The organism is Nakamurella alba (assembly GCF_009707545.1).
Taxonomy (GTDB): Bacteria; Actinomycetota; Actinomycetes; order Mycobacteriales; family Nakamurellaceae; genus Nakamurella; species Nakamurella alba.
The window spans coordinates 44,051-57,304 of sequence record NZ_WLYK01000002.1 but is presented as its reverse complement, the minus strand read 5'-3'; the positions used below and the strand labels follow the sequence as shown (position 1 = coordinate 57,304).

Below are 13,254 nucleotides of genomic sequence, written 5' to 3'. Positions count from 1 at the left end.
GCCACCATCAGATGCCACCCCGCAACGAACCCCGCACGAACCCCCACAGAAGGAGGACCGCTGATGTCGATCTTCAACCGCAGGGCCGCCGCGCAGCGGCCCGTACCCGGCTCGCCGATCACCGCCGAGCGCACTCCGAGCGGTGTGACCCACGAGGGTGCGCCGGGTTTCGCCCGCGACCGTCGTGGCGAGCTGTTCCTGGTCGCGGTCGCCGGCATGGTCGGCCAGGACTCGTTCTACGAGCGTGCCGCCGATCGTGACGACCGGTTCGTCACCCTGGTCCGGGCCTCGGCCGTCGAGGATCCGGAGTGGACCACCGGCTTCCTGCGGTGGGTGCGCACCGGCGCCGGTCTGCGGACCGCGTCGCTGGTCGGCGCCGCCGAGTTCGTGCACGCCCGACTCGCCGCCGGGATCACCGGTGGCAACCGGGATCTCGTGGCCTCCGTGCTGCGGCGGGCGGACGAGCCGGGCGAGTTCCTCGGCTACTGGACCGGCACGTTCGGCCGTGCGCTGCCGCAGCCGGTCAAGCGGGGCGTGGCCGACGCGGTGGTCCGGCTGTACACCGAGCGGTCGCTGCTGAAGTGGGACTCGGCGGAGCGGGCGATCCGGTTCGGCGACGTCATCGAGCTGGTGCACCCGCGTCCGTCGTCGGCGGCGCAGGGTGCGCTGTTCCGGCGCGCGATCGAGGTGCGGCACGACCGCGGCAATCCGGTCGACGACCGGCTGCCGATGCTGGCGCGCCGGGCCGAGCTCGGCCGGGTCCCGGTCGCCGACCGGCGGGCGGTGCTGGCCGACCCCGACCGGCTGGCCGCGGCCGGCGTCAGCTGGGAGGCGCTGGCCGGCTGGCTGCAGGGTCCGCTGGACGCGGCCGCCTGGCAGGCGGTCATCCCGTCCATGGGGTACCTCGCGCTGCTCCGGAACCTGCGGAACTTCGATGTCGCCGGGGTGCCGGACGACGTCGCGGCGAAGGTCGCGGCGCGGCTGGCCGATCCGGACGAGGTGAGCCGGTCGACGCTGCTGCCGCTGCGCTACCTGGCCGCCTACCTGTCGGCCTTGGAGCTGCGGTGGGCGCCGGCCCTGGAGAAGGCGCTGCAGTGCTCGCTGACCCGGGTGCCGGCCCTGCCGGGCCGGACCCTGGTGCTGGTCGACCGGTCCGGCTCGATGTTCGGGCAGCTGGCGGAGCGGTCGCGGATGACCTGGGCGGACGCGGCCGCGCTGTTCGGGTCCGCCCTGGCGGTGCGGGCGGAGTCGGCCGATCTGGTCGCCTTCGGCACCGACTCCGAGCGGGTGCGGTTCCGCAGGGGCGAGTCGGTGCTCCGGGTCGTCGGCCGGTTCGGCAACCTCGGCGGCACCAACACCGCGGAGGCGCTGCGGCGGCACTGGGCCGGTCACGACCGGGTGGTGATCGTCACCGACGAGCAGGCGATGCGCGGGGCGGGCGCCCGCCCGGACCGGGCGGTACCGGCGGAGATCCCGATCTACACCTGGAATCTCCTCGGCTACCGGTTCGGCCACTCGCCGTCGTCGGTCGGCAACCGGCACACCTTCGGCGGCCTGACCGACGCCGGGTTCGACATGATCCCGCTGCTGGAGGCGGGCGAGCAGGGGCGCTGGCCGTTCGCCGCCTGAGGCGGGCAGCCGACTGATGGCCGTCACGGCCAGGAGGACCGGATCCACGGGTCCGGTCCTCCTGGTCGGCCAGTGGCACCTGTGGTGGGCGGTGGAGCTCCCGAACCGGACCCTCCGGTCGGTGCCCGGCGGAGGTCCGCCAGACTGGGGCACATGCCGTCGATCTTCAGCCGCATCATCGCCGGGGAGCTGCCCGGCACCTTCGTCTGGCAGGACGACGACGTCGTCGCGTTCCTGTCCATCGCGCCGATCATCCCCGGGCACACGCTGGTGGTGCCGCGCCAGGAGATCGACATCTGGACCGACCTGCCCGCCGATCTCCTCGCCAAGGTGACCGACGTGTCGGCGCACATCGGCCGGGCCGTCACCACCGCTTTCGACGCGCCCCGCTCCGGCGTCATCATCGCCGGGTTCGAGGTGCCGCACACCCATGTGCACGTCTTCCCGGCGTCCGAACTCGGCGTCTTCGACTTCTCCAGGGCGCAGCCCGTGGACCCGTCCGAGCTGCTCGCACCCGCGGAGAAGATCCGCGAGGCACTGCGCGCCGCCGGCCGTTCCGAGGTCGCCGGCTGACCAGGTCCGCCGGGGCGGCCGGCGGCCAAACCGGCTCACCGTCGGCGGGGTCCGGTCCGATCGACGGTCGTCCGGTCCGGACGGCCGTCCTCCGGCGGCCGGAACCCGCTGACCGTCGGTCGGGTCCGGTCCGGTTGCGGTTCGCATGCCGCGCCGTCGGCTGTCCGGGTCAGGCCGGCAGGTACTCGATCTCCGGCCGACCCGACCCGACGTGCCGCTGCTCCCGCTCCGCCCGGCCGACCGCGACCAGGTGCTCGAGGTAGCGCCGGGCGGTGGCCCGGGAGGTCCCGGTGTGCCCGGCCACCTCGGCGGCCGACGACCGCGGGTGCCGCCGCAGGGTCTGCGCGATGGTGGCGAGCGTGGACTCGGTCAGTCCGGTCGGCAGCGTGCCGGTGGTCTCCGGCCGCAGCGCGGCCAGCGCCCGGTCCACCTCGCTCTGCGCCTCCAGATCGGCGCCGCCGGGGTCCAGCCGGTCGCGGAAACGCCTGTACTGGCCCAGTTTGTCGGCCAGCATCCGGAAGGTGAACGGTTTGAGCACGTACTGCACGATGCCCAGGCTGACCGCGGTGCGCACCGCGTGCACGTCCCGCTGCGAGGTCACCGCGATCACGTCCACCTCGACACCGGCGGTGCGCAGTGACCGGCACAGGTCCAGCCCGTGCTCGTCGGGCAGGTTGAGATCCAGCAGCACCAGGTCGATGTCGGCGGCGGCGGCCAGCCGCCGCCGGGCGTCCCGGGCGGAGTGCACCACCGCCTCCGGGCGGAATCCGGCGATCCTGGCCACCAGGTCGGCGTGCGCCTGCGCGACCAGCCGGTCGTCTTCGACCACCAGCACCCGCAGGCCGGTGTCCGGAGCGGTCCCGCTCACGTGCGCGTCACCGACACCTGCGCCGGCCCCGTCACCCGGGCCGGTGCGACGGCCGGTGCCGGCAGGTGCACGGTGAACCGGGCCCCGCCCCACTCGCCGCGATCGATCTGCAGGGTGCCGTGGTACCGCCGGGTGGCCCGGTCGACGAGGGCGAGCCCGATGCCCCGCCCGGACCCGTGCCGCGGCCCCTTGGTCGACCAGCCGCGTTCCCGGACATGCTCCAGGTCCTCGTCCGGGATGCCGGGACCGTTGTCCTCCACGACGATCCCGAGTTCCCCCGGCCCGCCGGTCAGCGTCAGCCGGACCCGCGCCACGTCCTGGTCGGTGACCCCGGCGGTGCTCGCCTCGATCGCGTTGTCCAGGAGATTGCCGACCACGGTGACGATGTCGGAATCCGGGAGCCAGCCGGTGATCCCGGCCAGCTCGACCTCGACCCGCAGATCCAGCGCGGCGCCGCGTTCCTCGGCCTGTGCGGCCTTGCCGATCAGCAATGCAGCCAGCACCGGGTGGTCGACCTGCCCGGTCACCTCGTCGGTGACCCGCTGGGAGAGCTCGATCTGCTCGGTGGCGTAGCGCAGCGCCTCCTCCGGCCGGCCGGTCTCGATCAGCATGACCATGGTGTGCAGCCGGTTCGCGGTCTCGTGCGACTGCGCGGCAAGCGAGTCGGCGAAGGCCTTGGTGGAGGCGAGTTCGTCGGTGGCGGACCGCAGTTCGGTGTGGTCCCGCAGGGTGGCCACCGTTCCGAAGGACCGGCCGCCCCACCGCACGGACCGCTGGTTCACGATCAGCACGGTGTCGCCGACCAGGTGTGGTTCGTCGACCGCCGCACGTCCGGAGACCAGCAGCGCCGCCAGTGTGCCCTGCAGCGCCGTCCCGGCGACGGGCCGGCCGATGTCCTCGCCGTGCAGCCCGAGCAAGGTGCGGGCGGCCGGGTTGACCCAGCGGATCCGGCCGTGGTCGTCCAGCGCGACCAGGCCTTCCTTCAGCGACTGCAGAACGGCTTCCTGTGCGGCGAGGGCGTTCTCGATCTCACCGATCGCGGCGTCCCGGGTGCGCCGGCGGACCTGTCGGGCCACCCACCACGCACCGGTCGCCGCGATCGCCAGCACACCGGCGAGCAGCAGCGCCAGCGTCGGCAGAGTCCGGACCAGTTGGGTCCACAGCCGTTCCAGGGTGATACCGACCGAGACCAGCGCGACGACCTGCCCGTCGACGATCACCGGGGCGACGGCGCGGACCGACGGCCCGAGTGTGCCGGTGTACTGCTCGACGACCGTCCCGCCCGCCACGGCGGGCTCGATGGTGCCGAGGTAGCGGCCGCCGATCACGTCGGGGTTGGCGTGCGTCCAGCGGATCCCGTCCGGGGTCATGATCACGATGAAGTCGGCGCCGACCGTGGCCATGGTCCACAGCGCGTACGGCTGCAGGGCGGCGGTGGGGTCCGAACCGGCCACCCCGGCCATCACGACCGGGTCGGCGGCGATCGACTGCGCGGCGCGCAGCACCTGCGCCTCGGCGTGGCTGCGGTCCCGGGACCGCTCCAGGGCGAACGCGATCGCACCGACCGCCAGCACCACGACGGTCAACAGCACCGTCTGCACGACGAACAGTTGGCGGGCCAGGCTCCAGCGCCTCATACCGGTCAGTGTCACCCATCACATGACCGGCGTCACCGGGGAGGAGCGCGCGGGGCCGTGAACTCTGTGAGCAGAACCACGACAGGGCCATGATCCCCGGGACAGAGTCCTCGACATCCGGCGGCGGAGTGGTCCGCGCCACATCGATGTGGAGGTTCGCATGACAATCCCGCACCTGCGGCGCCAGGGATCAGGCGGCTCCGATCAAGGCCCGGCCCGTCGCCGCGACCGCAGTCACTGGCTCTACATCGCCGTGATCGTCGCCGTCGGCGCCGGCATCCTGGTCGGCGTCATCGCGCCGGCGTTCGGCGTCTCGCTCAAGCCGCTGGGCGAGCTGTTCGTGTCCCTGGTGAAGATGATGATCAGCCCGATCATCTTCTGCACCATCGTGCTGGGCATCGGTTCGGTGCGGCAGGCGGCGAAGGTCGGCCGGGTCGGCGGTCTCGCGCTGCTGTACTTCGTCTCGATGTCGACGCTGGCGCTGGGTATCGGCCTGGTGGTCGGCAACATCGTGCAGCCGGGCACCGGGCTGCAGCTGACCGACGCGATGGCGGCGGCGGGGGAGAAGGCCGCCGAGACCGGGTCGGCGACCAGTACCTGGGAGTTCGTCGGCGACCTGGTGCCGACGTCGCTGCTGTCGGCGCTCACCGAGGGCAAGGTGCTGCAGACGCTGTTCGTGGCGCTGCTTGTCGGGTTCGCCCTGCAGTCGCTGGGCAGCCGCGGCGAGCCGGTGCTGCGCGGCATCGGGCACGTCCAGCGGCTGGTGTTCAAGGTGCTGGCGATGCTGATGTGGGCGGCCCCGGTCGGTGCCTTCGGCGCCATCGCCGCGGTGGTCGGTGCGACCGGCCTGTCCGCGCTCGGCAACCTCGCGATGCTGATGCTCGCCTTCTACCTGACCTGCGTGCTGTTCGTCTTCGGCGTGCTGGGCACGCTGCTCCGGGTGGTCGCCCGGGTCAACATCTTCCGGCTCTTCCGGTACCTGGGCCGGGAGTTCCTGCTGATCCTGTCCACCTCCTCGTCCGAAACCGCGCTGCCGCGGTTGATCGCCAAGATGGAGCACCTGGGCGTGTCGAAGCCGGTGGTCGGCGTCGTGGTGCCGACCGGCTACTCCTTCAACCTGGACGGCACGGCGATCTACCTGACCATGGCCTCGCTGTTCGTGGCCGAGGCGGTCGGCACGCCGATGTCGATCGGCGAGCAGATCGGCCTGCTGGTCTTCATGATCATCGCGTCGAAGGGGGCGGCCGGGGTCACCGGCGCCGGGCTGGCCACCCTGGCCGGCGGGCTGCAGGCGCATCGGCCCGACCTGGTCGACGGCGTCGGCCTGATCGTCGGCATCGACCGCTTCATGTCCGAGGCCCGGGCGCTGACCAACTTCGCCGGCAACGCCGTCGCCACGGTGCTCGTCGGGACCTGGACCAAGGAGGTCGACCGCGGTCGGCTGGACCAGGTGCTCGACGGCGGGCTGCCCTTCGACGAGAGCGACATGCTCGACGACCACGGTGATCCCGCTCCCGTGGTGGACGGGACGGCGCCGTCCGCAGCCCCGGTCGAGTCGCTGCCGCAGCAGCGGCCGGCCGTGCTGGAGAAGGCCGGCGCCGCGCGCTGACGCCTTGATCCGGGGTGACCGCACCCACCAGCGAGCCGCAGCCGGCCCGACGCCCACCCCGGGTGTCGGGCCGGTTGCCTTCCCCCCGTCCCGACCCGCCCGAGGCGCGATGATCAACATCGCTTGCGCGTGTGAAGATGCCGCCGTTGGGACGGGTGGTGCAGGGGTCGCCAATTTCGTACGCGCGCCTTCCACCGCCACCGCCCCGCCCCGAGGCGCGATGATCAACATCGCTTGCGCGTGTGAAGATGCCGCCGTTGGGACGGGTGGTGCAGGAGTCGCCAGTTTCGTACGCGCACCCGCCCGGCCGGCCTCGCGACCCCACAGTGCCTGCTGCACAGCAGATCTCGGGCCGGAGGAGCAGTGCGTTCGACGCACCATCCCGGCCCGCGACTCTCACAGGTTCGGCACAGCGTGCGATCCGGACGCCCACAGGGAACCCTCAGAGGATGTCCTCACGCCGCCGAACGAGGAGATCATCGTGTCCCAGCCCACGCCCGACCAGACGCCGCAGGGCCCTGCCTACCAGGGCCGACTGCTGCCCCGCCCGGACGACGAGGTCGTCGACCAGGGCCTGTCCTTCGACGTCCGCACCCTGCTGACCCGCCGCCGCATGTTCCGGGTCGTCGGGCTCGGCGCCGGCGCCTTTGCGCTGGCCGCCTGCAGCACCGACACCGTGACCGGGACGTCGAGCACCGCCGCCGCGGCGACCACGACCGGCTCGAGCACCGCCGCCGGCTTCACCACCTCCTCCGGATCCACCAGCTCGGATGCCACCAGTGCTGCGGACTCGAGCACCAGCTCGGCCGCCTCGAGCACCTCGGGCGACCTGACCGAGATCCCGGACGAGACGGCCGGCCCCTACCCGGGCGACGGGTCGAACGGGCCCGACGTGCTCGAGGAGAGCGGGATCGTCCGGCAGGACATCCGCTCCAGCTTCGGCACCTCCACCACCACCGCCGAGGGCGTGCCGCTGACCTTCGAATTCACCGTGCTCGACATGGCCAGCGGCGGATCACCGTTCGCCGGCGTGGCGGTGTACGCCTGGCACTGCGACCGGGACGGCAACTACTCGATGTACTCCAGCGGCATCGAGGACGAGAACTACCTCCGCGGTGTGCAGATCGCCGACGCTAACGGCAAGGTCAGCTTCACCAGCATCTTCCCGGCGTGCTACTCCGGCCGCTGGCCGCACATCCACTTCGAGGTCTACCCGGACGAGGCGTCGATCTCCGATTCGGCCAACGCGATCGCCACCTCGCAGATGGCGCTGCCGCAGAACGTGTGCGAGACCGTGTACGCCACCACGGGGTACGAGCAATCGGTGACCAACCTGTCGCAGATCACCCTGCAGTCCGACAACGTGTTCGGTGACGACGCCGGCATCCATCAGATCGGCACCGTCAGCGGCGATGTCACCTCCGGCTACACGGCCTCGCTGACCGCACCGGTGGACACCACCACCACGCCGAGCGCCGGCAGCGCCCCGTCCGGCGGCGGCGGGGGCGGCATGGGTGGCGGCCCCGGCGGCGGTGGCACCCCGCCCACCGGCGGCTGATCGGCGCCGGACGGTCCGCCCCGACCGGCCGGGCCTGCCGGATCCCGGCTCGTCGGCGAACGACCGTGTGCCTTGTGGAGTCCGACAATCCGACTGCGACAGGGCCGAGGGTGAGGGTCGAAACGTGGCTAGCGTCGGCATCGAACAGCCGCCGGGACCTGCACCGTCGATCCGGACGCCACGGGAGTCGTCGGAGCTCCGCCACGACGACGCCATGCCACGAGGAGAGCCGTGCCCGTCAGCGAGATCCACCACGTCGCCGTAGTTGTCGCAGACCTCGAGCGGTCGGTGACCTTCTACCGGGACGGCCTGGGGTACCGACAGGGCGCCGGGCTGACCCTGGACGGCGACGACCTGCGCGACGCGCTGCGGCTGCCGGCCGGCACCACCGGTCGGTCCGTCTTCCTCCGCGGGCCGTCCCGCCAGGCGATGATCGAACTTCTCGAGTGGGAGGCACCGTTCGCGCGTCCGCGTACGGAGACTTCCGGCCCGGGCGCTCCCGGCTTCTACATGCTGTCCTTCGCGGTGCCCGCCGACGAGATCGACGAGCTCCGGGAGCGACTCGTCGCCCTGGGCGGCCGCAGCTACGGGCCGCCGCAGCCGGTGCTGATCGGCGGTACCGCGTCGGTGGTGATGTGTCTGGTGGAGGACCCGGACGGCAACCTGCTCGAGTTCGTCGCGACGCCGGCCTGAGTTCCCACCGCCTGCGACCTCTCCCGGGCATGCACCGGGACGACCCGGATCCGTGGCGCGTCTCGTTCCGATCGGCCGGTACCGACGGGTTCCGTCCGATCGAACCGCAGATCAGGCGGCCGGAGGACGGAAGGACGGGAGGCCGGCCACGGTGCCGCCGTCCACCGGGAGCGCGACGCCGGTGACGAAGGCGGAGGCATCGCTGCAGAGCCAGGCCACGGCGCCGGAGATGTCGTCGGGGTAGGCGACCTTCTTCATCGGGTTCAGCGACGCCAGCGTGTCCAGGGTGTACTTGCCGTCGAGCAGACCCTGTTCGGTCAGACCGGTGAGCACCGGTCCCGGGCAGATCGCATTGACCCGCACGCCGGCGGCGGCGAACTCGAGCGCGGCCGCCTTGGTGACGCCGATGATGCCGTGCTTGCTCGCGACATAGGCGGGTTGGTGGGACATCCCGAGCAGGCCGACACCGGAGGACGTGTTGACGATCGCCCCTCCGCCACTCGATACCATCTGCGGGATCTCGTGTTTCATGCACAGCCACAAGCCGGTCAGGTTCACCGACAGGATCGCGTCCCAGTGCTCCAGGCTGCATTCGACGGTGTTCCCGGTGACCGGTGAGATGGCCGCGTTGTTGTGGGCGAAGTCCAGCCTGCCGAACGCCGCCACCGTCGCGGCGACGGCGTGGGCGACCTGTTCCTCGTCGGAGACGTCGGCTTCGAGGAACAACGCCTCCGGACCGCCGTCGGCCGCGATCATGTCGACGGTCTCGTGGCCGCGTTCCACATCGCGGTCGATCACCGCCACCTGCGCCCCGAGCGATGCCAGATGGCGCGCCGACCCCCGTCCGATGCCGTAGCCGGCCCCGGTGACCAGGCCGGCCTTGCCCGTCATGTCCGTCAGGTTCATCCCGGAGACCACACCGTCCTCGAGTCGTTGTCCGCCGCACGATGCCGATACAACACAGTGCCGATACAACACAGTGCCGATCCAACACAGTGCTGACACAACACAGTGCCGATCCAACACAGTGCTGACACAACACAGTGCCGATCCAACACAGTGCTGACACAACACAGTGCTGATCCAGCACAATGCTGATACGAGTTGTACTGCATACCCGCCGACCGGACAAGGGTTAGGACGAGGTTCCCGGCCCGCGGGTCCGCCCCGGGAACCCGTCCGGGTCGGATGACGGACCGAGGTCCCGGCCGGAGTCCAACCACGAGAAATACTGCAGCAGAGATGATACCGCCCGACAACGGCTCCGTGTCGGCTGCCCGGAGTATCTGCACCGCGGTCCGTCCGGCGGCGGCGTGGCGTCGGCCGGATGTCACCGGAACCCGACTGTTGTTCCACAGCCATGACAATGATAAGCATGAACTGCCTGGCAGTGCCGACAGGCTCCGACCGACGCGAGGACCCGACCATGCGACTGGCGACTGCGCTGATGGAGCAGCTCAAGGCCGAGGGGGTCGAGATCCTCAGCTGCTACCCCACGACACCCTTCATCGACACCGCGGCCCGGATCGGCATCCGGCCGATCGTCTGCCGGCAGGAGCGGGTGGGCGTCGGTATCGCCGACGGTTACTCGCGGCTGACGCTCGGGAACCCGCCGGGGGTGTTCGCCATGCAGTACGGCCCGGGAGCGGAGAACGCGTTCTCGGGCATCTCGTCGGCCTACGCGGACAGCGTGCCGATCCTGTTGCTGCCCCTGGGGTATCCGGCCGACCGTTCCGGTGTGACACCGTACTTCCGGTCGGCCGAGACATTCGAACACGTGACGAAGGCCTTCTACCGGCTGCAGTCGGCAGACCTGCTGCGGGACACGATGCGCCGGGTGCTCGGCCGTCTGCGGAACGGCCAGCCGGGCCCGGTGATGCTCGAGGTGCCGCACGACCTGCCGCTCGTCACGGTGCCCGAGGCGGAGGCCGCGCCGCAGTCCGTCCGGCGTACTGTGCCCGGCCCTGACCCGGCGGCGATCGAGGAGGCCGCCCGGCTGCTCCGCGCCGCCGAGCGACCGGTGATCCTGGCCGGCCAGGGCGTGCTGTACGGGCAGGCGTCCGCCGAACTGCTCTCGCTGGCCGAGCATCTCGCGATCCCCGTGGTCACCACCCTGGCCGGCAAGAGCTCGTTCCCGGAACGCCACCCACTGGCGCTGGGTACGGCCGCCTCGTCGTCCACGGCCACGGCCGTGCACTTCCTGGACCACGCGGACGTCGTGCTGGCGCTCGGTACCAGCCTGAAGAAACACCTGATGACCCGGACGCTGTCCGGGAGTCCGACCCTGATCCAGGTGACGGTGAACCCCGGCGACCTGTACGCCGACTACGAGATCGCCTGCCCGGTCTTGGGAGACGTCCGGCAGGCGATCGTCGCGCTGCAGCAGGCGCTGGACGGCGACAGCGCTTCCGAGGCCCGGACCGACGCGGTGACGAGCGGGATCGCCGAGGTGCGGAGCGCCTGGATGCGGGAATGGGAGCCGGTCCTCACCTCGGATTCCACCCCGATCAGCCCCTATCGGTTCATCCGGGAGGTGGACGACTTCTGTGCCGGTGTGCCCCGGTCGGTCCTCACCCACGACTCCGGGAGCACCCGGGACATGATGGTGCCGTTCGTGCACACCAGGGAGCCGGGCGGGTACCTCGGCTGGGGCAAGTCGCATGCCCTCGGCTCCGGTCTCGGGCTCATCATGGGGGCCAAACTCGCCCGTCCCGACGCGGTCTGCGTCAACGTGATGGGGGACGCCGCCTTCGGCATGGTGGGACTGGACTTCGAGACCGCAGTCCGCAACGAGATCCCCATCATCACCGTCGTTCTCAACAACTTCATCATGGCGGGGGAGGAGGAGGTCATGCGGGTCTCGCACAAGCGGTACGGTGCCCGGACGACCGGCGGGGACTACGCGGACATGGCCCGGGCGATGGGTGGTGTGGGGATCCGGGTCGACCGGCCGTCCGACATCCGCGGCGCGTTGCAAGAGGCACATACGGCCACCCTGGACGGCCGGGCGGTGCTGCTCGAGGTGATCACCTCACCGGAGGACCCGCCCTTCTCGCACCGCGCCCTCTTCGAATGACGAGCCCCGCAGGCCGGGGGAGCGGTCGCGAAGCATCGGCCGACATACCGGTCGCCTTCGGGACACGCCGGTCGATCCTGAGTACCCTGCCGTCGTCCGGACAGGAACGGAGGAACCGGGATGGACGACTGCGATCCGACGTCGCCCACCCGGTGGCACCGTCGCTGCGCGGAGGCCGGGGCTGCCCCCGGGTCCAGTACACTGATTAGCACAGTCGGCATCGAGGGGCTCCGGCCGAGGCATCGAAGGGAGTGCTCGTGAACGAGAACAACGATGCCGTGAACGGCGGTACCTCCACCGACGAGCGGCCGTCGCGGAAGCTGGTGCAGACGGTGCCGAAGGCGGCGACCCTGGTCGCGCAGAGCATCGTCAACGAGATCTCCGAGTACGGCTACGCCCCCGGGCACCGGCTGGCCTCCGAGCTGCAGATGATGAAGGAGTACGGCGTCGCCCGCGGCACCCTCCGGGAAGCGCTGCGCATCCTCGAGCACCACGGTGTGATCCGGGTCCGCTCCGGCCCCGGCGGCGGCCCGATGGTGCAGAACCCCGGCGCCGGGCACCTGGCCTCCACGCTGGCACTGCTCATGCAGGTCAAGAAGGTCCCGGTCAGTGCCGTCCTGGAGCTGAGAACGCTGACCGAGCCGCTGCTCTCGGCGCTGGCCGCCGACCGGATCACCGCCGACCAGCTGGCCCGCCTCGACGAGAACCTGTCGACCATGCAGGACAGCCTGGACGACGACCGCGCCTTCGTCAGCGCCAACATGCGGTTCCACCAGCTGGTCGCCGAGGCCTCCGGGAACGTGCTGCTGGCCAGCATCGTCGAGTCCCTGGACCACATCCTCGACCGGAAGCTGGCGATCACGTACTCGCCCCGGGTGCGGCGCGCGATCCACCAGTCGCACGCCGAGATCCTGGCCAAACTGCGCGACGGAGATCCGCAGGAGGCCCGGGCGGCCATGTGGCAGCACCTCCGGGACAGCGAGCGCTTCTTCGCCCGCGGCACCCACCGGCTCCTCAACGACACGATCGAGTGGCGGGCCTCCGACTGATCAGAGAGTCCTGACCTGGTCGGTCAGGTCCGGCGGCGCCGCACCATGGGTCGGACGACATACCACCGGCGCCGGGTGTCCGTCCGGATGCGTGGACGGTTCCTCCGGACTGGTTCAAGGGGTGCCTCCGGCGTCGCTGCCGTCCGAGCACCCCTGTGCCATCGGGATGTCGGGGTGGCCACACGCGGTCCTCCGGCTGCGCAAGCCACCGCCGGCCCGATCCGGCGAATCGGCGATCCCGGCCAGGTGGGCGGGTCCACCGGGCGCTGATACCCAGCCGGCGGATCCCATCCGGCGGAGCGCGATCCGGCAGTGCTCGATCCGGCAGTGCTCGATCCGGCAGTGCTCGATCCGGCAGTGCTCGATCAAGCAGTGCTCGATCAAGCAGTGCTCGATCCGGCGGGACGCACTGCCGGTCGGGAGTCACCAGCGGCCGCGATCGTGCCGTCGGCCGGGTCGTCACCCTCCGGGGCGCGCCGGGACAACGCCGGGCGGTGTCCGCCGGGTGGCCCGGGACCCCGGTGCGGCCGCGGACGGTGTGCCTGCCACGTCCGGCCAGGTC

General features: G+C 71.4%; 10 protein-coding genes. 7 read left to right on the top strand and 3 right to left on the bottom strand.

Going from position 1 to position 13,254, the window contains the following annotated elements; translation table 11 throughout:
* The first annotated feature begins 63 nt into the window (after positions 1-63).
* A complete protein-coding gene (locus GIS00_RS08895; protein ID WP_154768105.1) occupies positions 64-1,629 on the top strand; it encodes a TROVE domain-containing protein in 1,566 nt (521 codons plus the stop codon).
* 153 nt (positions 1,630-1,782) lie between these two features.
* A complete protein-coding gene (locus GIS00_RS08890) occupies positions 1,783-2,202 on the top strand; it encodes an HIT family protein (protein ID WP_154768104.1) in 420 nt (139 codons plus the stop codon).
* A 169-nt stretch (positions 2,203-2,371) separates the two neighbouring features.
* Here GIS00_RS08890 and GIS00_RS08885 read toward each other — a convergent pair whose 3' ends face one another.
* Positions 2,372-3,070: a response regulator gene (locus tag GIS00_RS08885; protein ID WP_322097741.1), complete on the bottom strand. Its 699-nt coding sequence runs from the start codon at positions 3,068-3,070 to the stop codon at positions 2,372-2,374.
* Positions 3,067-4,707, bottom strand: a complete 1,641-nt coding sequence (locus GIS00_RS08880; protein ID WP_154768103.1) for a sensor histidine kinase — start codon at positions 4,705-4,707, stop codon at positions 3,067-3,069. Before GIS00_RS08880 ends, GIS00_RS08885 begins: the two co-directional genes overlap by 4 nt.
* Before the next feature lie 160 nt (positions 4,708-4,867).
* Here GIS00_RS08880 and GIS00_RS08875 point away from each other — a divergent pair, with 160 nt between their 5' ends.
* The 3 genes from GIS00_RS08875 (at position 4,868) to GIS00_RS08865 (ending at position 8,567) form a co-directional block, all read left to right on the top strand.
* Positions 4,868-6,316 carry a cation:dicarboxylate symporter family transporter gene (locus tag GIS00_RS08875; protein ID WP_154768102.1) on the top strand — a complete coding sequence of 483 codons (1,449 nt, stop codon included), beginning with the start codon at positions 4,868-4,870 and terminating at the stop codon, positions 6,314-6,316.
* A gap of 481 nt (positions 6,317-6,797) precedes the next feature.
* Complete coding sequence (locus tag GIS00_RS08870; protein WP_322097740.1) at positions 6,798-7,874, top strand: intradiol ring-cleavage dioxygenase; 1,077 nt, start codon at positions 6,798-6,800, stop codon at positions 7,872-7,874.
* Between the two features lie 231 nt (positions 7,875-8,105).
* A complete protein-coding gene (locus GIS00_RS08865; RefSeq protein ID WP_154768100.1) occupies positions 8,106-8,567 on the top strand; it encodes a VOC family protein in 462 nt (153 codons plus the stop codon).
* 111 nt (positions 8,568-8,678) lie between these two features.
* On the opposite strand, the gene GIS00_RS08860 is transcribed toward GIS00_RS08865, so the two are convergent.
* The gene (locus GIS00_RS08860; protein WP_230313350.1) at positions 8,679-9,473 is read right to left on the bottom strand and encodes an SDR family NAD(P)-dependent oxidoreductase; all 795 of its coding nucleotides are present in this window, start codon (positions 9,471-9,473) and stop codon (positions 8,679-8,681) included.
* 421 nt (positions 9,474-9,894) lie between these two features.
* Between GIS00_RS08860 and GIS00_RS08855 the strand changes: the two genes are divergently transcribed.
* Both GIS00_RS08855 and GIS00_RS08850 read left to right on the top strand, forming a co-directional pair.
* Positions 9,895-11,643 (top strand): thiamine pyrophosphate-requiring protein, encoded by a 1,749-nt coding sequence (locus GIS00_RS08855; RefSeq protein WP_322097739.1) that lies wholly within the window; start codon positions 9,895-9,897, stop codon positions 11,641-11,643.
* Between the two features lie 257 nt (positions 11,644-11,900).
* Positions 11,901-12,692, top strand: a complete 792-nt coding sequence (locus GIS00_RS08850; protein WP_154768098.1) for a FadR/GntR family transcriptional regulator — start codon at positions 11,901-11,903, stop codon at positions 12,690-12,692.
* Positions 12,693-13,254: the final 562 nt, after the last annotated feature.

Bases quoted from the DNA above. Each gene is read 5' to 3' on its own strand.
- GIS00_RS08895 (WP_154768105.1), top strand. From the start codon at position 64: ATGTCGATCTTCAACCGCAGGGCCGCCGCGCAGCGGCCCGTACCCGGC.
- GIS00_RS08890 (WP_154768104.1), top strand. From the start codon at position 1,783: ATGCCGTCGATCTTCAGCCGCATCATCGCCGGGGAGCTGCCCGGCACC.
- GIS00_RS08880 (WP_154768103.1), bottom strand. From the start codon at position 4,707: ATGAGGCGCTGGAGCCTGGCCCGCCAACTGTTCGTCGTGCAGACGGTG.
- GIS00_RS08875 (WP_154768102.1), top strand. From the start codon at position 4,868: ATGACAATCCCGCACCTGCGGCGCCAGGGATCAGGCGGCTCCGATCAA.
- GIS00_RS08860 (WP_230313350.1), bottom strand. From the start codon at position 9,473: ATGAACCTGACGGACATGACGGGCAAGGCCGGCCTGGTCACCGGGGCC.
- GIS00_RS08855 (WP_322097739.1), top strand. From the start codon at position 9,895: ATGTCACCGGAACCCGACTGTTGTTCCACAGCCATGACAATGATAAGC.